The following is a 17,700-nucleotide window of genomic DNA, read 5'->3' as shown; positions in this document are numbered from 1 at the left end:
CGCGCACTCTACCTCGCGCTGTTCGGCGCGCGCGCGGGGACTATCTCGTCCTCGTGGCGTCACGCGAGCTCGAGCTCCTCGTCGAGCCCTCTCCGTCGGCCGGTTATCGCGATGCTCCGCGGTCCGGCACGCTGCGGATCGAGCACACGTGGCGCGATGCGGCGGCGTGGCGCGGGGCACCGGCTGCCTTGCCCTGGCTCGGCGTCGGCGTGGCGCTGGGCGCGCTCGCGGTGCGCGCGGGCGGGGACGATCCGCGAGCCTCGATCGCGTTGCTCGGCATCGTCGCGGCGTGGCTCGCGCTGACCGCGCTCTTCGCGTGGGAGGTCGTCGCGCGGCTGGTGAACCGCACGCGCATCACGCTCGACGAGCGCGCGCTCCGCGTCGTGCACGGTCCACTGCCACTCGCGACGCTGCGCTCGACGCGCATCGTGCGCGGCGAGATCGCCTCGTTCTTCGTCGAGCCGCGACGCACCGATCAAGGCGACCTCGTGCACCACGTCGCGGTCGAGACGGTGACCGGGGCTCGCACCACGCTGCTCGCGCTCGGCTGCGCGCGGCGCGCGGCGACGGTGCGCGACGCGCTGCTGCGGCACCTCGCCGCGTGACCGCTGGCGGCAGCGCCGGCGCTCACGCACGCTCTCGCTCGTGGCATCGGCCGTGGGCGCGATCGTCGTCCGACGCGGAGAGGGCCTCGCGAGCTATCGCGATGCCGGACGCGGCGACGCGCTGGTGCTCGATCAGGTGGGTCGCGGGCCGGCGAGCGGTGCGGCGATCATCGCGGCGGGCGGGATCCCGGTGCTCGCCGCGGGCGTCCTCGCGCTCGTCGCGCCGGGCCCGGGCGCGTTCCTCGGCGCGCTCGCGCTCGCGACGTTCGGCAGCGCCGCCGGCGCCGGGCTCGCGACGCAGCTCCGCGGCTCGGCCCAGCGCCGCGCGACGCTGATCGTGAGCGGCGGCACGCTGCGCCTGCATCGCGCGCCCGACCTCGATCGGGTCGCGCTCGAGCTGCACGCGCGTGACTTCGACCGCATCGAGGTGGTGCCGCGCGCCGTCGACGTGGACGGCTGGATGCTGGTCGCGGTCGACGCGTCGTGGATCCGGCACGTGCTGCTCGAGACCTACGATCGGCGCGCCGCGCTCCGCGTGCGCACGCTCCTGATCGAGCGCCTCGCGCGCGACGGTGCGTTCGCCGATCTCGCGATGCACGCCGCACGGTGCCCGAGCTGCGACGCGCGCATCCTCATGCCGACCGCCTGGCTCCCGACCGCGATCGCGTGCGCGTCGTGCGGCGCCGAAGGCACGCTCACGCGCGGTTGATCGTCACTCGTCGCGACGCGGCGCGCCCGTCCCGCTCGGCACCACGCGCGCCGGCACCCCCATCACCGTCGCGCCGGGAGGAACATCGCTGATCACCAATGAATTCGGGGCGATCAGCGCGCCTGCGCCGACCCGGATCGGCCCGAGGATCTTCGCGCCCGCGCCGACGAGCACGTCGTCCTCGATGCGCGGCACGCCGCTGCGCCCGATCGTCGCGCCGATCGTGACCTCGTGCATGATCGTCACGCGATCCCCGATCACGACCTCGGGATGGATGCGCACGCCGTTGCCGTGGAGCAGGTGGAAGCCCTCGCCGATCGCGACCTCGCGCGGCACTGCGACGCCGAGGCCGAGCTGCGCGCCCGCGCTCAGCGCGCGGTAGACCCGGTCCATCGCCCATCGTCCCGCGGGTGATCGTCGCGCCATCGCCCAGCGCCCGACGCGATAGACGCCGAGCGCCCAGAACCCGGGCTCGACCAGCGCGTCCCTGCCGCCGTGCCGGCGATAGTCGCCGTCGAGCCACTCCGCGATCACGCGGCCTCCATGCTCCCCGAGCGCAGCGCCCCGATCACCTTCGCGATGCCGTCGATCGACGAGAACGACGGATCGAAGATCGCGTCCTCGGGCACGTGCACGCCGAAGGTCGCCTCGAGGTGCCCGATGAGCTCGACGAGCCCGGTCGAGTCCACGTAGCCCTCTTCGAACAAGTGCACGCTGCGCGAGAACGTCACGTCGTCTCCACGCACCTGGAAGCGCTCGCGCACGAAGCGCTCGAGCTCCTCCGCGACCTGTGCATTCCTCTTCATGCCTCGAGCTCCTCGAAGGTTCGCGCGAAGCGGTACATGCCTGCGCGCATCAGCGCGCGGCGCTCCGCGCTCGTCATCTCCAGCAGCGACTCGAAGCGTCGCTCCAGCGACGCGCCGTCGATGCCCGCATCGAGCATCGCGCGCAGCGTGCCCGCGACCTCGTCGGACGATCCGACCTGCGCACGCACCTTGGGGCGCGCGAGCACGTGCTCGGGGATGCGATCCCCCATCACCGCGCGCGCGAGCGCCTGCTTCGCGTCGGGCGACTCGACCGCACGATCGGGCAGCGCCGCGTACGCGTGCGCGCACATCGCATAGGGCTGCGCGCAGTCGATCCCGCGGCGCGCGTAGACGCCGACCTCGCGATCACCGGTGTCGAGCCCCTGCACGAGGAAGCGCCGCATGCGCCCCGCGGGCATGCGCGGCAGGGGATAGAGGTCGCGCCCGTCGACGCGCACCGGCGTGTAGTCCGCGACCAGCTCGTTCATGCCGTCGCCGGTGATCACGAGCGGGCGGCGATCGTGATCGCGCGCCTGGATCCACTCCGCGAGGGCCGCGTTGACCAGCGCGCAGTGCACGTTGAAGTCGCGCCAGTCCTGCCCGTGCACCAGCGCCTCGTCGAGATGCCCACGCAGCACATCGGGACCGACGCACACGATCTCGTGCGCGACCCCGAGCTCGCGCGCGACGCGCGACGCGTGCGCGAGATCGCTGTGCGTCCCGTGCACGCCCTCGAGCGCGAAGGTGATCGCGGTGAAGGGCCCGAGGTGCGCCCGCGCGAGCATCGCGATCACCGTCGAGTCGAGCCCACCGGAGAGCGTGACGTAGAGCGGACCGCCGTCGTGCCCGGCAGCGAGCGCGTGGAACGTCTCGTCGAGCGCGCGGCGGATGCGCGACGCGTGCTCGGCGAGCGACGCCTCGTCCCAGCGCGCATCGCTCGCGCCGAAGCGCAGGGACGACCAGCGCTCGAGCGCGAGCTCGCGTCGCGACGGCACGACGCGCACCACGTGCCCCGAGGGCACCGAGCTGATCGCCGACGCGGCGTGCCCGCGCGCGCGCAGATCCGCGAGGTAGTTCGACGAGTCGAGCGTCCCGTCGGCCCGCAGCGCATAGAAGAGCTTCGCGACCCCGCACGCATCGCGCGCGAGCACGTGCTGCTCGCCGTCGCTCGCGTGCAGCGCGAACTGCCCGGTGCATCCCTCGAGCGCGCGCGCGCCGCGCGCGATCAGCGCGTCGCGCACGTCGGATGGAGCGCGCGATCCCTCGCCCTCGATCACGCGATCGTGCACCGCGGGCCCTTCGCTGCCGGTCTTCATCGCGATGCTTCCTCGGCGATCACCGCCAGGCCCCGCTCGAGCATCGCGTCGGTGCCCGTGAGCGAGAGCCGCACGTGCCCTTCGTGGTGGAAGACCTCGCTCGGCAGCACGAGCACGCCGCGCGACGCGAGCCGCTCGACGAATCCCCACGCATCCCCGCGCGGCGCGCGCGGGTACACGAAGAACGTCGCCTGCGGCGCCTGCACCTCGAGCCCTGCGGCGCGCAGCGCATCGAGCGCGAGATCACGTCGACTCGAGAGCCGATCCATGTCGGGCGCGACATCCAGCAAATCGGAGACCACCCGCTGCATGAGTGCCGTGGGGGTGCAAACGCCGGTCACGCGACAGGCCCGCGCGAGGTCGCGCGACGTCGCTCCACCGTCGTCGAAGTGCGGCGACACCGCCGCGTACCCGATGCGTTGTCCCTGGAGAAAACTGGTCTTTCCGAACGAGTGGACGACGATCGTGCGCGGATGGATCGCGGCCGGCGCGGCCCACGCATCGCGCTCGAAGAGCACCCCGCGATGGCACTCGTCGGACACGAGGATCGGGCGCGACGGATGCTCCGAGAGGAGCACCGAGAGCGCCTCGAGCTCCGCGCGCGAATGGATCACACCGCTCGGATTCCCCGGCTGCGCGAGCACGAGCGCGACGGTGCGCGGGCTCAGCGCGGCGCGCACCGCGTCGAGGTCGAGCCGCAGCGTGCGCGGATCGAGCGGCACGAGAACGGGCACGAGCCCCGCGTCCTCTGCATAGAGCGGAACGTCGAGCCAGCACGGCACCGGGATGATCACCTCGCCGTGGTCGACCTGTGCGGAGAGCCAGCGCAGCACGATCGTCAGCGCGGCCATCGCGCCGGGCGTGAGCACCACGTCGTCGAAGCGAAACGGCACGCCGGTGTCGCGCGCGAGCTGCTGCGCGACGAGCCGCCGCGGCACGGTGTGCCCGCCGTACGGCGTGTACTGGAGATCGAGCGCGTGTCGCTGATCGAGCGCGCGCTGCATCGCCTCGATCGCACGCGGCGGAGGCCCGTCCCACGCGTTCGCGTACGCGAGATCGCAGAGCGACGTGCCCGCGCGACGGAACGCCGCGGCGCGCACCTCCTCGAAGCGCTCCTGGGGCGCCATCCATCGCTCGAGCCGCGCCCAGCGGCTCAAGTCGCACCTCGCGACAGCGACGTGCGATCGAGCTTGCCCGACGAGGTCCGCGGCAGCGCGTCGTGCACGCGGATCTCCGCGGGCACCATGTAGACCGGCATCTCGCGCCGGCACCACGCGAGCAAGCGCGCCTCGAAGCCGTCGCGCGCTTCACCGCGCGCGATCACCACGTCGGCGATCACGAGCTGTCCTGCGCTCGCATCCGCGCGACCGTGCACCGCCGCGTCCGCGACCATGCGCGAGGCGCGCAGCGTGGCCTCGACCTCCTCGGGGCTCATCCGATACCCGAGGCTCTTGATCTGCTGATCGCGACGACCGACGAAGCGCAGGAAGCCTTCGGGGTCACGCGTGACGACGTCGCCGGACCACACCGCGAGCGGCCGCTCGCCTCCGCGCGGATCGGGTCGCAGCACGCGCGCCGTCTCCTCGGGATCGCGGTAGTAGCCGAGCGACACCGTGGGCCCCGCGTGCACGAGCTCACCGGGCTCGCCCGCGTCGCACTCGCTGCCGTCCTCGCGCACCACGAGGATCTCGGTCTCCGGGATCGCGCGACCCATCGACCACGGGCGGCGATCGATCTCCGAGGGCGGCAGGTACGTCGAGCGGAACGCCTCGGAGAGCCCGTACATCAAGTAGACGCGCGCGCTCGGCAAGTGCGCGCGGTATCGCCGCACGAGCTCGACCGGGAACGCGCCGCCGGAATTCGTGATGTAGCGGAGGTGCGGCAGCGCCTCGCGGAAGAACGGCGAGACGCGCTCGTCGGCGAGCTGGATCCACAGCGGCGGTACGCCCGCGAGCGCGGTGATCCGATGCTCGTGCAGCGCGCGCACGACGTCGGGCGCGACGTGCGATCGCTGCAGCACCAGCGTCGCGCCGCGCGCCACCGACGTGAGGAGCTGGTTGAGCCCGTAGTCGAACCCGAACGGCAGCACCGAGAGGATGCGCTCGTCGTGCCGGATCTCGAGGTAGGTCGAGACGATGCGCGCGCCCGCGATCAGGTTCGCGTGGCTGAGCAGGATGCCCTTGGGCATGCCGGTCGAGCCCGACGTGTAGAGGATCGCGGCGGGCTCGCGATCACCGCGCAGCGATGGTGCGTCGGGCTCGTCGATGCCGCTCGTGGGCACCTCGAGCGGAGTCGCGTCGCCGAGCGTGCCCGCATCGAGGCGCGCAGCGCGACGAGGATCGACGAGCACGAAGCGCGCGCCCGAGTGCGCGACCACGTGCGCGACCTGCTTCGACTTGAGCGCTTCGTTGAGCGGCACGACGACGCCGCCCGCGAGCCACGTCCCGTAGAGCGCGGCGATCGACGCGGTGGTCTTCTCGTGGAGCACCGCGACGCGATCCCCCGGCGCGAGACCGCGCTCGCGTAGCAGCGCCGCAGTCGCGCGCGCGAGCCCGCGCAGCGCGCCGTACGAGACCACGCGTCCCGCGTCCACCACTGCGTCGCGACCGGCGTCCGCGACGAGCAGCGCTCGCTCGATCCGGTCCATGCGACCGCGCCCCTCTCGACCTCCTATAGCTGCCGGATGTGCGTGCCGAAAGAAAGTTCCTCAGCTCGTGGAAATTCTCCCCACGCTCATCACCGCACCAACCAGGGCTCTCCCTCGCAGGTGCGGCCCTCGAGCCGCTGCACCGCGTCCGCCGCGAAGCGTCGATTGCGCGCGATGGTCTCCTCGGTGAGCGCCGCTTCGTTCACCAGCAGCGCGGTGGTGACCTCCCAGACCTCGCGCTCCGCGTCGCGTCGGAAGACCACCGTCGCGTTCGGCACGAACTCCATGCCGCGCACGCAGCACACGTCGTCGTCGCACGTCACTCCGTCGCCGTCGGGCCCCGCCGAGATCGACAGACGCGCGCGCAGGTGATCGACGAGCCACCGCGCGCCGAGCCCGCACGCGCGCGCCGCGAGCGCAGCGGCCTCGGGCGGATGCGGAGGATCGTCGCCGCGATCGTCCTCGCTCTTCGCGAACACGATGCCCGTGCGCGACGCGACGATGCGCGAGCCCTCGCCGCCGAGCCACGCGCGCACCTCGCTCGCGAGGCTCGCGTCGGCGACGTCGCGCGTCGTGCCCTCGGGCAGCCAGCTCGTGTCGCACGTGCCCGCGATCACGCGCGGCTCGCTCCTCGACTCCGCGCCCGTCGACGCGATGGGCGCGGGCTGCGCCTGCTCTCCTCCGCCACACGCCGCGAGCAGCACGCACCACAGGGCCACGCGCACGATCGATCGTCCTCGTGATGTCGTCGGCATCGTCGCTCGCTAACACGCGCCGACGACGGCGACGAGCACCGCACGCACGCTGGTCCGGGATCCGACGCCACTCGCGTGAGCACGTGCGTTCCAGCGCAGAGAGGTCGCCGGGCGGAGGCGCGGAGCTTGCGACGCGAGCCGGCGAGCGCGCAGCGCGATCGGCGCTCGAGGCACGAGGCCACGCGAGCAGCGCGAAGAGGTCGGACGCAACGAGCAGGAGTCTTCATGAAGAGAAACGTGCATCGCGTGATCGCGGGCGTGGTGAGCAGCCTCGCGATCTCGATCATCGCGGCGAGCCCGTCGCGCGCCGCGGGACAGGATCTCGAGGTCGAGGAGCCGTGGTTCTTCGTGATCGACGGGATGGTCTCGGGGCCGATCAACGACCTCGCGACGCAGCAGTTCGACGTCGGCGGCAGCGGTGCGCTCGGCGCCTATCGCTCGTTCGCGCCCGAGATCGCGTTCGGTCTGCGCCTCGGCGGCGGCGCGCTCAGCCCCGGCGAGGTCATCGTGCAGGACCCCGTCGATCGCGGCTGGCTCGACTTCGGACAGCTCAGCGCGAGCATGCGCGTGCGTCCCCTCGCGCGACTGATGAACGGCCGGCGCGGCACCGGGCTGTGGATCCAGATGGGCGCCGGGCCCTGGCTGGTCGACGGCGACGTGATCCCGGTGTTCGACGCGGGCCTCGGCTACGGGTTCGAGCTCGGACCGATCGTGCTGTCGCCGATGGGGCAGTTCACGCACATGGTCGAGACCGAGGATCGATTCGGACAGGGCTTCGTGCTCGTGTGGAACGGCGGGCTCGAGATCACGTTCCTCGACGAGGCGCACACGAGACCGCCCGAGGGCGCGCTCGACATGAAGCCGGTGTCCGAGCTCGCGGCGGGCCCGCCGCCCGCGCCGATCGAGCGCGAGGCGCCGCCGCCCGCGGTCGCGCCCGAGCCGCTGCCCGAGGAGGAAGACATCGCGCAGCCGTTCATCGACGACCAGCTCGTGATCGACGAGCGCGTGTTCTTCGACTTCGATCGCTGGGAGCTCCGCGAGACCGGCATGGAGCAGCTCGACGAGGTCGCGCGGCGCTACGAGGAGAGCGGCGATCGCTGGGCCGCGCTGGTGATCAGCGGCCACGCCGATCGACGCGGGCCCGAGGCGTACAACGTCGACCTGAGCCGCAAGCGCGCCGAGGCGGTGCTCCGATATCTCGAAGCGCACGGCGTGCCTCGCGAGGTCGTCGAGATCGAGGCATGGGGCGAGTCGCGCCCCGAGATCCCCGACGCCGAGACCGAGTACGACCACCAGGTCAATCGACGCGTGCAGTTCGACATCGTCTGGCGCGAGGGCATGCGCCCCGAGGGCGAGGCGCCCGCGCCCGATCCGCCGGAGCCCGACTACGTCGATCCCGCGCCGCCCGGAGTGCGCGACGCGGAGTGACGACGGAACGAGAACGCCCTCCCCGTGCGTGATGCGCGGAGAGGGCGTTCGCGCGCCTCGCACGGCGGCGCCGAGCGCGCGATGCGTGCCGGCCCGAGAGACCGCGGGCGCGACGACGAAGGTCCGGAAGAAAGAACGAGGGAACGGCATGCAGAGCAACGTGCATCGGGTGATCGCCGGCGTCGTGGGCGGCCTCGCGATCTCGGCCTCGGCGACGGCGTCGCGCGCGGCCGCGCAGGAAGAGGTGGAGTCCGAAGAGCCCTGGTTCTTCGTGCTCGACGGGATGGCCTCGGGACCGATCAACCAGCTGGCGAGGGAACAGTTCGACGTCGGTGGGAGCGCTGCGCTCGGCGTGTATCGGTCCTTCATCCCCGAGCTCGCGTTCGGCCTCCGCCTCGGGGGCGGCGCGCTCACCGAGGGGCAGGTCATCCCGCAGGACCCCGTGGACCGAGGGATGCTCGACTTCGGTCAGCTCAGCGCGAGCATGCGCGTGCGTCCCCTCGGAGCCGTCGTGAACGCGGACCGACGCGCCGCCGGGCTCTGGGTGCAGCTGGGCGCGGGCCCCTGGCTGGTGGACGGCGACGTGGTGCCGGTGTTCGACCTCGGCCTCGGCTACGGCATCGACCTCGGCCCGATCGTGCTCTCCCCGATGGGGCAGCTCACGCACGTCGTGGAGACGGAAGATCGGTTCGGCGAGGACTACCTGTTCATGTGGAACGGCGGCATCGAGATCGCGTTCCTCGATCACGTCCACGTGACTCGCGAGGAGCCGCTCGACATGAAGCCCGAGTCGGAGCTCGCGGTGGCCCCGCCTCCGGTGGTGGAGCCCGAGCCGCTGCCCGAGGAGGAAGACATCGCGCAGCCGTTCATCGACGACCAGCTCGTGATCGACGAGCGCGTGTTCTTCGACTTCGATCGCTGGGAGCTCCGCGAGACCGGCATGGAGCAGCTCGACGAGGTCGCGCGGCGCTACGAGGAGAGCGGCGATCGCTGGGCCGCGCTGGTGATCAGCGGCCACGCCGATCGACGCGGCCCCGAGGCGTACAACGTCGACCTGAGCCGCAAGCGCGCCGAGGCGGTGCTCCGATATCTCGAAGCGCACGGCGTGCCTCGCGAGGTCGTCGAGATCGAGGCATGGGGCGAGTCGCGCCCCGAGATCCCCGACGCCGAGACCGAGTACGACCACCAGGTCAATCGACGCGTGCAGTTCGACATCGTCTGGCGCGAGGGCATGCGCCCCGAGGGCGAGGCGCCCGAGGCGAGCCCGCCGGAGCCCGACTACGTCGATCCCGCGCCGCCCGGAGTGCGCGAAGCGGAGTGACGACGGAACGAGAACGCCCTCTCCGCGGTGACGCGGAGAGGGCGTTTCGTCGATCCGAGGATGCTCAGCGAGGCTCGGAGAGCAGCATCCCCGCGGCGACGGTCGCGTTCGTGCTCTCGTCGACGAGGATGAACGAGCCGGTCGTGCGGTTGCGGCGGTACTCGTCGTAGAAGAGCGGCGCCGTCGTGCGCAGCTGGATGCGACCGATGTCGTTCAGCCCGAGGCTCGGCACGTTCTCGTTGCGGTGCAGCGTGTTCACGTCGAGCTTGTACGAGATGTTCGTGACCATCGCGCGCACCCAACGCGTGGTGTGCTTGAGCGCGAGGCGCGACTTCGCGGTGAGCGGCTGGTCCGTCATCCAGCACACCATCGCGTCGAGGTCCTGACCGACGACGGGCTTGTTGCTCGGGCGGCAGAGCATGTCGCCGCGCGAGACGTCGAGCTCGTCCTCGAGGTGCACGATCACGCTCATCGGCGAGAACGCTTCGTCGACCGGCCCGTCGAACGTCTCGATCTTCTTGATGCGCGACGTGAAGCCGCTCGGCAGCGAGACGACCTCGTCGCCCGGCTTGAGGATCCCGCCCGAGACGACGCCCGCGTAGCCGCGATAGTCGGGGTGCTCGGCGCTCTGCGGGCGGATCACCCACTGCACCGGGAAGCGCACGTCGATCATGTTGCGGTCCGACGCGATGTGGACCGTCTCGAGGTGATGCAGCAGCGGCGCGCCCTGGTACCAGGGCATGTTCTCGCTGCGGGTCACCACGTTGTCGCCGTGCAGCGCGCTCACCGGGATGAACGCGATGTCCTGCACGTCGAGCTTGCTCGCGAAGTTCCGGAACTCCGCCTCGATCTTCCGGAACACGCCCTCGTCCCAGCCGACGAGGTCCATCTTGTTCACCGCGAACACGATGTGCGGGATGCGCAGCAGCGACGCGATGAACGAGTGACGGCGCGACTGCTCGACGAGCCCCTTGCGCGCGTCGACGAGCACGATCGCGAGGTTCGCGGTGCTCGCACCGGTCACCATGTTGCGCGTGTACTGGATGTGCCCGGGCGTGTCCGCGATGATGAATTTGCGGCGCGGCGTCGCGAAGTACCGATAGGCGACGTCGATGGTGATGCCCTGCTCGCGCTCGGCGCGCAGACCGTCGGTGAGCAGCGCGAGGTTCGTGTACTCGTCGCCGCGACGGCGCGAGACGTCCTCGACGTGCTGGAGCTGGTCCTCGAAGATCGACTTCGTGTCGTAGAGCAGACGCCCGATCAGCGTGCTCTTGCCGTCGTCGACGCTGCCGCAGGTCGAGAAGCGCAGGAGGTCCGCGCCCTCCTCCATCGCGATCGGCTCGCGCGAGATCAGATCGCCGCTCATCTCAGAAGTACCCTTCCTTCTTGCGATCTTCCATGGCGGCTTCGGTGAAGCGATCGTCGGCGCGGGTCGCGCCGCGCTCGGTCACGCGCGACGCGGCGACCTCTTCGATCACTTCTTCGATCGTCTTCGCGGTGCTGCGCACCGCGCCGGTGCAGCTCATGTCGCCGACGGTGCGGAAGCGGACGATCTCGCGGAAGAACTTCTCGCCGGGCAGGAGCTCGGTGAAGTGCGCGCGCGAGTAGAGCATCCCGTCGCGCTCGAACACCTCGCGCTCGTGCGAGTAGTAGATGCTCGGGATCTCGAGCTTCTCCTCGCGGATGTACGCCCAGACGTCGAGCTCGGTCCAGTTGGAGATCGGGAACACGCGGAAGTGCTCGCCCTTGCGCAGCCGCGTGTTGTAGAGGCTCCACAGCTCGGGCCGCTGGTTCTTCGGGTCCCACTGCCCGAACTCGTCGCGGTGGCTGAAGATGCGCTCCTTCGCGCGTGCTCGCTCTTCGTCGCGACGCGCGCCGCCGATCGCGGCGTCGAACTGGTGCTCCTCGATCGCGTCGAGCAGCGCCGTGGTCTGGAGGCGATTGCGCGAGGCGCGCGGGCCCTTCTCCTCGACCACGCGCCCCTTCGCGATCGACTCCTCGACGCTCGCGACGACCAGGCGCTCTCCGAGCTCCTTCACGCGGCGATCGCGGAACTCGATCGCCTCCGGGAAGTTGTGCCCGGTGTCGACGTGCATGAGCGGGAACGGAAAGCGCGCGGGACGGAACGCCTTCTCCGCGAGCCGCAGCAGCACGATCGAGTCCTTGCCGCCCGAGAAGAGCAGGACCGGACGCTCACGCTCGGCCGCCATTTCGCGGAGGATGTGGATCGCCTCGGCCTCGAGCGCCTTGAGGTGTCCGAGCTGATAGGAGATCATCTCGGCCCCGGGGATACCCCTCCGAACGCGACCAGGCAAGCACACTCGCATATTGTCGCGTCGGGAAATGCGGGAATCTCTGGCGCGCGGGAGCGCAGAACGACGCTGGGCGCGCCGTGATGGATTTCCGTTGACGCTCGCACAGCAGCGACGGATCTTCGCGCCCCCGCCAACTCTGGAGCAGAAGTGATGACCCGTCTGGCCGTTCGTCTCCTCGCGTGCCTCGCGCTCGTCCCAGCACTCGCCGCCGGTTGCGGCAGCGATGCCCCCTACGCCGAGCAGCGGCTCTTCTACGTCGAGAACGGGCAGTGGTTCTGCGAGATCACGATCGCAGATGATTCGCCGACATCGGTCCGCGAGCGGAACGACGACGCGATCAGCGTGAACCCGTCGAACGTCAGCTCGGGCTGTGACTTCGGGCTCGACGTCCCGAACGTGTTCGAGCGGCTCTGCGCGACGGTGACCCACGACGATGGTGTGACCATGCGCGCCACGATCGAAGCGGATCCGGTCCGCACCGACGTCACGCCGCGCGTCTCGATCCTCGACGACGAGGGACGGGTCCTGGGCGTCGAGATGGGGAGCATCTCGGGAACGTTCGAGCGAGACGTCGCGACCGAGGAAATTCGGGTCGAGCTCTTCTACTCGGGAGTCACCGGCGGAGATCTCGTCGAGGGCACGCCGGCAACCGCCCGGTGCATCTACGACGCCGTCCTCGATCCCTGAGCCGAGCGCGCGGGTCGTCGGCGCGCCTGATCAGCGGATGTCGATCTCGATGCCGCCCTGCACCAGCACGGGCTTCGTGCCGCGCGCGCCCCACGCACGGCGCGTCACGAGCGGCTGCGCGCCGGTCAGGTTCTCGCCGCGCACGTACACGCGGAAGCCCGGATAGACCTCCACGCTCGCGCTCGCGTCGAGCATGAAGTACGCGTCGGTGAGCTCGATGTCGGGCACGTCGCCCTGCCCCGCGACGTCGCGCATCTGCGACACGAAGAGCCCGTTCGTGTGCAGCGCGAGCATCCGCCACGTGAAGCCCGCGCGCATCGAGAGCTGGTGCTCGGGCACGTACGGGAGGTGATCGCCGATCTCGACCTGTCCGAACTGCGGATTCGTCGAGAAGAACGAGGTCATGAAGCGCGACCACGTCCACGTGTAGCTCGCCGCGAGCGGGATCGAGAGCTCGTCGACGACGAACGTGTGCGCGGCCTCGGCCTCGATGCCCATCACCAGCACCGCGCCCGCGTTGAACTGACGATCGAGCATGTCCGACGTGCAGCCCGACGCGAGCGTGCAGATGCTCGAGAGGTTCTGGTAGTCGCTGATGAAGTACGTGAGCTGTCCGTGCGTGAGCTCGTCGATGCGGCCGTATCGGGCACCGACCTCGTAGTTCCACGCGGTCTCGGGCAGCACGTCCGCTTCCTGCCCCGGACCGATCGGCGAGAACCCGAGGTGCGCGCCGGCGAACACCGCGAGCTCGGGCAGGAGCGCGTACTGCACACCGACGCCCGGCAAGAACGCGTATTGCTCGCTCGAGACGCGACGGCCCGTATATCGATCCTCGTGCTCGAGCCAGATGAGCTCGGTGCGGAACCCGGGCGAGATGGTCAGTCGCTCCCACGTGACGCCCCAGCTCGCATAGGCCGCCAGCGCCCACGCGCTGTCGTGGTTGCCCTCGAGCTCGAGCCCCGCGTTCTGCAGCACCATCTGCTGCTGGAGCAGGTAGTACGTGTCGCCCGTGTGATTGCGGGTGATCTCGTCGAAATGGACGCGAGCACCGTAGTCGATGCGGTGCGCGAAAGGCCCGGTGTCGAACGACACGCGGCCGTTCGCCTGGATGCCCTGCACCGCGAAGATGCGGTGATTGCGCGCCATGAGCAGCGGCGCGTCGGTCGGCTCCGCGTCGAGCGTGCCCGTGAGTCGCTCGTACTGGCTCGCATAGATCGTCGGATTCTGGAGGATCCGATCGAACCCGACGCGCGTGCCGCAGGTGTCGAGCTGTCCGGCGGGCGTGATCGCGAGCGTGTCGCAGAAGTGATCGAGTCGATACCAGGTGCGCTCGAAGTCGTGCCGATAGGCAGTGACCGTGAGCTCCATGTCCTCCGACTCGATCTGATATCGGAGCTGCACGCGGGTGCGCCACCACTCCATGCGATCGAGCTGCGTCGCCGCGTAACGTCGATACGGATTGTCGCGGAAGTCCTGATCGCTCAGGCCGAGATAGGTCTCGTTCGACTGCTCGAGACCGAGGCCGAACGTGACCTCGAGCCGATGATAGAAGTCGCGATCCAGACTCCCGTGCAATTCACCGCGAGCGATGATGTCGGTGCGGTGGAATCCGGTGTCGCGATTGCCGCCCGGCGGCGCATCGAGCTCGTGGAAGCCGCTCGACCGCAGGTGCAGCGCCTCGACGAGGAAGCCGCCCCACTCGTTCGAGTCGCCGTAGTAGAGGTGCGCGCGGCCGTACCAGGTGTTGCCGAGCGAGAGATCGATACGCCCCTCGCGACGCCCGGGGATCTGACGTCCCTGCAGATCGATCGCGCCACCGACGGTGTGCGGGCCGTAGAGGATCGCGGCGGGCCCGGCCGTGACCTCGACGCCGGTCATGCGCGCCATCAGCGGGAAGTAGTACGCGGCGGGCGCGGAGTACGGCGCGGGCGCGAGGAGGACTCCGTCCTCCATCAGCGTGATCTTCCGGCTGCGCTCGGCGCTCGCGCCGCGGATGCCGATGTTCGGGCGCAGGCCGTAGCCCTCCTCGGTGCGCACGTAGACGCCGGGCACCTGGGTGAGCACGGCGAGCGGGTCGTTGTAGTCGAGCTGCTCGAGCTCTTCTTCGCCCATCACGTGCACCGAGCCGCCGGCGCGGAACACCTCTTCGGCGCGCGCGCGCACGAGCACTTCGCCGGTCGTCAGGTCCTCGGTGCGCGACTCGCGCGTCACGTCGACCTGCTCTTCGGTCGCGGGGCCGTCCTCGACCTCGACGTCGGCGGTGTCGTCGGTCGGCGCTGGCTCCTCGGCCGCCTCGACGTCCTGCGCCTTCGCCTCGACGCTCCAGAGGAGCGCCGCGATCACCACGAGCCATTGCCAGCGCATCAGCGTTCCCCGATCCGAGCGAGCGCGGAGGTCGCGACGTCGAGCGGCGGTCCGGCGGGCTCCGGGAGGATCCAGTCGGCGGGCAGGAGCGAGTCCTCCACCTGCGCGAGGTCCACGTCGGGATCGATCATCCGAGCCATCCGCCGTCCGTTCAGAGACACCCACGCATCCACGCGTACCTCGACATCCGTCTCGCCGCGCGCTCGATACTCGCCGGCGATGTGATGCGCCAGCTGGAGGATCATGTCCGGCTGCGCCGAGAACTCGACTTCTTGATCGCGCGTCAGGTAGTCGCGCGGCGCGATCTCGCGATCGAATCGCCGGCCGCGATAGCGCACTCGATAGGTCACGCTGCCGTTCTTCTCGCGGCAGAGCACGCGCCACGACCAGCGCATCCCCTGCTCGTGCCAGAGCACGTTGCCGCCGTACGCATGCGCGCGCAGCGGCATCAGCACGTGGAACGCGCACCACACACCGAGCGCGATCGCCGCGACGGCGCGCCCACCCGCGAAGCGCGGCACGGTGGCCTCGATCGACGGTGCTTCGCTCTTCACGCGGAGCACGCGCAGCACCGCGCGCGGCCACGACGGATCGAAGAAGACGAGCGCCGCGACGCTCATGATCCAGGGGAACATGCCGATCTGGAACAGCGTGCCGGTCGCGACGTGGAAGAAGAGCAGCATCGCGTAGGCGAGAGGCCGGGTGCGACGCCACGAGAGCCAGATCGGGATCGTCAGGTCGTAGAGGAACCCCGCCCAGCTCATCGCGTACGCGACCTCGATGCGGTCGAAGTACGCACCGATCAGCGGCGTGCTCATCCGCGCGCCGAGCCAGATCTGGAGCGGCTGCGCGTGCAGCAGCCAATCGCTCGTCAGCTTCGCGAGCGCCGCGAACACGTAGACGACGCCGACCTGGAAGCGCACCAGCCACGTCATCCATCGCGGCAGCGTCGCGGCGCGCACCCGAGGGCGCAGCCACGCGTCGAGCGACCACGTGCGGTGCAGCGGCAGCGCGCTCATCACGAGCGCGAGCAGGCTGACGAGATAGTAGTGGTTGAGATAGGTCGTGACGTCGATCAGCTCGACGTACGTGAAGAGCAGGAAGAACCCGACGATCGCGACGCGATAGAAGAGCCCGAGCGCGACGAGCGCGCCGCAGATCGCCATCGCGACGAACACCCCGTGGATCCACGGCGCGGGCAGCGGGCGGATCCACTCGAAGCCCCAGTACGTGAAATAGTAGGTCGGCCGCACGTAGAAGCGGTCGACCCAACCTTCCGCGACGAAGCGCGTCGGGATCACGACCGCGAGCACGCCGAACAACATCCGGAACGCGGCGAGCGCTGCCGCGTCGGTCGGCTGGTGGGCGCGCGCCCAGAGGCTCGACAGCACGCTCCGCATCGCGGTCCGATCAGTCGTTGTCTTCGGCGGCGCCCATCGGCAGCTCGAGCGCGAGCACCGTGCGGAACTCGGCCTTGAACAGATCGGTGACCGCCTTCACCGCTGCGTACATCGCGGCGTACTCGTCGAGGTGCGATGCGAACGTGGTCGCGTCGACCGGCGGGAGCGTCGATGCGAGCTCCACCGCGGTCGCGATCTTCGTGCGCATGTCCGCCTCGAGCTCCGTCGCGCCGACGCTGAGCAGGAGGTCGTCGAACCCGACCGCGTCGGTGCCCGCCGGCGCGCCGAGGAAGAGCGCCTGGAACGCCTGCAGGTTCGGCAGGAGGTGCTCGCTCGATCGGTGCGCATAGCGCGACTCGAGCAGCTCGGGGCAGCTCTCGGTCGCGCAGCGATCGCCGATCGACGCGGGCCCCGCGAGCTTCGAGTCCTTGATCTGCCGGTCCAGGTAGAACATCGCGTGGAAGATCGCGTTGAGCCCGTCCTGCGACATCGCGTAGACGGCGCTGCCCTCGCCCGCCGTCGCGAGCTGGGTCGCGAACCCGCCGCCGCCGGGCTCCCACGCCTGCAGCAGATCGTCGGCCGCACGATCGACCAGCTGCGCGAGCGCGTGCGCATGCGCGGCACGGCGCGCGCGGACTCCGCTCTCGCCGAGCGCGGCCCACGCCTCGGGATCGACCGTCACCGCCGCGCCGGGATCGCAGTCGTGATCCGCGCTGGGCTCGAAGAGCAGGTACTCGATCGCGCCGAGGCCGAGCATGTAGCGGCCCTGCCGCGCGAGCGTCTCGAGATCTTCGTACACGCCCTGCTGCATCGCGACGTCGATGCGGCAGCGGTTGAACGAGGGCCACGCGTACATCGCGTCACGCAGACCACGTCCGCCGGGGACCTCGCCTCCGGCCATGCCCCCCGGCCCGAGCTGCAGCAGCTCGGCGCGCTCGACCACGACCATCGTGCGGCGCCACGCCTCCTGCGCGGCAGCGCGGGTCTCGTCGCTCGGCGCGCTCGCGTACGCCTGGGTCGCCGCGAGGAGCGCCTCGGTCTCGGTCGCGAGCTCGCGGTACGTCGGAAGGACGACGCGCTCACCGACCGACACCAACAACGCGCGCGTCGCCTCGGCGCGCGTCAGCCCGCCGGCATCGCGCGTGTCGGTGACGTCGGGGCGCGGGCCCGAGTCGACCGGTTCCGTCGAGGCGTCCTCTCGCGGCGGCTCCTGCGTGGACGAGGAGACGATCACGCAGCCGATCGCGAGCGCGGCAGTCGCCGCAGGGAGCGTACGGAGGATTCGCGGAGTCCTGTGCATCGTGGGGCTTCCGCTCCGGCCGAGGAACCTGGTCCCGCGGAGCGCGC

General features: G+C 70.6%; 16 protein-coding genes. 5 read left to right on the top strand and 11 right to left on the bottom strand.

Going from position 1 to position 17,700, the window contains the following annotated elements; all coding sequences use genetic code 11:
• The first annotated feature begins 53 nt into the window (after positions 1-53).
• Together I5071_RS01420 and I5071_RS01415 are read left to right on the top strand one after the other, a co-directional pair.
• A complete protein-coding gene (locus I5071_RS01420) occupies positions 54-605 on the top strand; it encodes a hypothetical protein (RefSeq protein ID WP_236520058.1) in 552 nt (183 codons plus the stop codon).
• Between the two features lie 40 nt (positions 606-645).
• Positions 646-1,314 carry a hypothetical protein gene (locus tag I5071_RS01415; RefSeq protein WP_236520057.1) on the top strand — a complete coding sequence of 223 codons (669 nt, stop codon included), beginning with the start codon at positions 646-648 and terminating at the stop codon, positions 1,312-1,314.
• 3 nt (positions 1,315-1,317) lie between these two features.
• On the opposite strand, the gene I5071_RS01410 is transcribed toward I5071_RS01415, so the two are convergent.
• The 6 genes from I5071_RS01410 to I5071_RS01385 all read right to left on the bottom strand — a co-directional run bounded on the left by I5071_RS01410 (position 1,318) and on the right by I5071_RS01385 (position 6,808).
• The gene (locus I5071_RS01410) at positions 1,318-1,848 is read right to left on the bottom strand and encodes a serine O-acetyltransferase (protein WP_236520056.1); all 531 of its coding nucleotides are present in this window, start codon (positions 1,846-1,848) and stop codon (positions 1,318-1,320) included.
• Complete coding sequence (locus I5071_RS01405; protein WP_236520055.1) at positions 1,845-2,120, bottom strand: acyl carrier protein; 276 nt, start codon at positions 2,118-2,120, stop codon at positions 1,845-1,847. Before I5071_RS01405 ends, I5071_RS01410 begins: the two co-directional genes overlap by 4 nt.
• Positions 2,117-3,436 (bottom strand): asparagine synthase-related protein, encoded by a 1,320-nt coding sequence (locus tag I5071_RS01400; protein ID WP_236520054.1) that lies wholly within the window; start codon positions 3,434-3,436, stop codon positions 2,117-2,119. Before I5071_RS01400 ends, I5071_RS01405 begins: the two co-directional genes overlap by 4 nt.
• Entirely contained in the window at positions 3,433-4,593 is a 1,161-nt protein-coding gene (locus tag I5071_RS01395; RefSeq protein WP_236520053.1) for an aminotransferase class I/II-fold pyridoxal phosphate-dependent enzyme, read from the bottom strand. The genes I5071_RS01400 and I5071_RS01395 overlap by 4 nt, the downstream gene beginning before the upstream one ends.
• Positions 4,590-6,083: an AMP-binding protein gene (locus I5071_RS01390; RefSeq protein WP_236520052.1), complete on the bottom strand. Its 1,494-nt coding sequence runs from the start codon at positions 6,081-6,083 to the stop codon at positions 4,590-4,592. The genes I5071_RS01395 and I5071_RS01390 overlap by 4 nt, the downstream gene beginning before the upstream one ends.
• A gap of 89 nt (positions 6,084-6,172) precedes the next feature.
• The gene (locus tag I5071_RS01385; protein ID WP_236520051.1) at positions 6,173-6,808 is read right to left on the bottom strand and encodes a hypothetical protein; all 636 of its coding nucleotides are present in this window, start codon (positions 6,806-6,808) and stop codon (positions 6,173-6,175) included.
• A gap of 255 nt (positions 6,809-7,063) precedes the next feature.
• Between I5071_RS01385 and I5071_RS01380 the strand changes: the two genes are divergently transcribed.
• Together I5071_RS01380 and I5071_RS01375 are read left to right on the top strand one after the other, a co-directional pair.
• A complete protein-coding gene (locus tag I5071_RS01380; protein WP_236520050.1) occupies positions 7,064-8,266 on the top strand; it encodes an OmpA family protein in 1,203 nt (400 codons plus the stop codon).
• Positions 8,267-8,414: 148 nt separating this feature from the next.
• A complete protein-coding gene (locus I5071_RS01375; RefSeq protein ID WP_236520049.1) occupies positions 8,415-9,587 on the top strand; it encodes an OmpA family protein in 1,173 nt (390 codons plus the stop codon).
• A 64-nt stretch (positions 9,588-9,651) separates the two neighbouring features.
• Here the strand turns inward: I5071_RS01375 and cysN are convergent, their stop codons facing one another.
• Both cysN and cysD read right to left on the bottom strand, forming a co-directional pair.
• On the bottom strand, positions 9,652-10,953 hold the full coding sequence (gene cysN, locus I5071_RS01370; protein ID WP_236520048.1) for a sulfate adenylyltransferase subunit CysN: 1,302 nt from the start codon (positions 10,951-10,953) through the stop codon (positions 9,652-9,654).
• Between the two features lies 1 nt (position 10,954).
• Positions 10,955-11,863 carry a sulfate adenylyltransferase subunit CysD gene (gene cysD, locus I5071_RS01365; protein ID WP_236520047.1) on the bottom strand — a complete coding sequence of 303 codons (909 nt, stop codon included), beginning with the start codon at positions 11,861-11,863 and terminating at the stop codon, positions 10,955-10,957.
• Positions 11,864-12,052: 189 nt separating this feature from the next.
• Between cysD and I5071_RS01360 the strand changes: the two genes are divergently transcribed.
• Positions 12,053-12,589 carry a hypothetical protein gene (locus tag I5071_RS01360; RefSeq protein WP_236520046.1) on the top strand — a complete coding sequence of 179 codons (537 nt, stop codon included), beginning with the start codon at positions 12,053-12,055 and terminating at the stop codon, positions 12,587-12,589.
• Between the two features lie 30 nt (positions 12,590-12,619).
• Here the strand turns inward: I5071_RS01360 and I5071_RS01355 are convergent, their stop codons facing one another.
• Genes I5071_RS01355 through I5071_RS01345 form a run of 3 tightly spaced genes read right to left on the bottom strand, consistent with a single transcriptional unit; the run spans position 12,620 to position 17,653 of the window.
• Positions 12,620-14,953 (bottom strand): TonB-dependent receptor family protein, encoded by a 2,334-nt coding sequence (locus I5071_RS01355; protein ID WP_236520045.1) that lies wholly within the window; start codon positions 14,951-14,953, stop codon positions 12,620-12,622.
• The gene (locus I5071_RS01350; protein WP_236520044.1) at positions 14,953-16,353 is read right to left on the bottom strand and encodes an HTTM domain-containing protein; all 1,401 of its coding nucleotides are present in this window, start codon (positions 16,351-16,353) and stop codon (positions 14,953-14,955) included. Before I5071_RS01350 ends, I5071_RS01355 begins: the two co-directional genes overlap by 1 nt.
• A gap of 10 nt (positions 16,354-16,363) precedes the next feature.
• Positions 16,364-17,653 carry an imelysin family protein gene (locus I5071_RS01345; RefSeq protein ID WP_236520043.1) on the bottom strand — a complete coding sequence of 430 codons (1,290 nt, stop codon included), beginning with the start codon at positions 17,651-17,653 and terminating at the stop codon, positions 16,364-16,366.
• Between the last annotated feature and the right edge of the window lie 47 nt (positions 17,654-17,700).

The organism is Sandaracinus amylolyticus (assembly GCF_021631985.1).
In the GTDB taxonomy this organism is placed as follows: Bacteria; Myxococcota_A; Polyangia; order Polyangiales; family Sandaracinaceae; genus Sandaracinus; species Sandaracinus amylolyticus_A.
This window is presented reverse-complemented; position numbering and strand designations above follow the sequence as displayed.

Coding starts and splice junctions, on each gene's coding strand:
- I5071_RS01345 (WP_236520043.1), bottom strand. CDS start 17,653: ATGCACAGGACTCCGCGAATCCTCCGTACGCTCCCTGCGGCGACTGCC.
- I5071_RS01360 (WP_236520046.1), top strand. CDS start 12,053: ATGACCCGTCTGGCCGTTCGTCTCCTCGCGTGCCTCGCGCTCGTCCCA.
- I5071_RS01355 (WP_236520045.1), bottom strand. CDS start 14,953: ATGCGCTGGCAATGGCTCGTGGTGATCGCGGCGCTCCTCTGGAGCGTC.
- I5071_RS01400 (WP_236520054.1), bottom strand. CDS start 3,436: ATGAAGACCGGCAGCGAAGGGCCCGCGGTGCACGATCGCGTGATCGAG.
- I5071_RS01375 (WP_236520049.1), top strand. CDS start 8,415: ATGCAGAGCAACGTGCATCGGGTGATCGCCGGCGTCGTGGGCGGCCTC.
- I5071_RS01405 (WP_236520055.1), bottom strand. CDS start 2,120: ATGAAGAGGAATGCACAGGTCGCGGAGGAGCTCGAGCGCTTCGTGCGC.
- I5071_RS01350 (WP_236520044.1), bottom strand. CDS start 16,353: ATGCGGAGCGTGCTGTCGAGCCTCTGGGCGCGCGCCCACCAGCCGACC.
- cysN (WP_236520048.1), bottom strand. CDS start 10,953: ATGAGCGGCGATCTGATCTCGCGCGAGCCGATCGCGATGGAGGAGGGC.
- I5071_RS01380 (WP_236520050.1), top strand. CDS start 7,064: ATGAAGAGAAACGTGCATCGCGTGATCGCGGGCGTGGTGAGCAGCCTC.
- I5071_RS01390 (WP_236520052.1), bottom strand. CDS start 6,083: ATGGACCGGATCGAGCGAGCGCTGCTCGTCGCGGACGCCGGTCGCGAC.
- cysD (WP_236520047.1), bottom strand. CDS start 11,863: ATGATCTCCTATCAGCTCGGACACCTCAAGGCGCTCGAGGCCGAGGCG.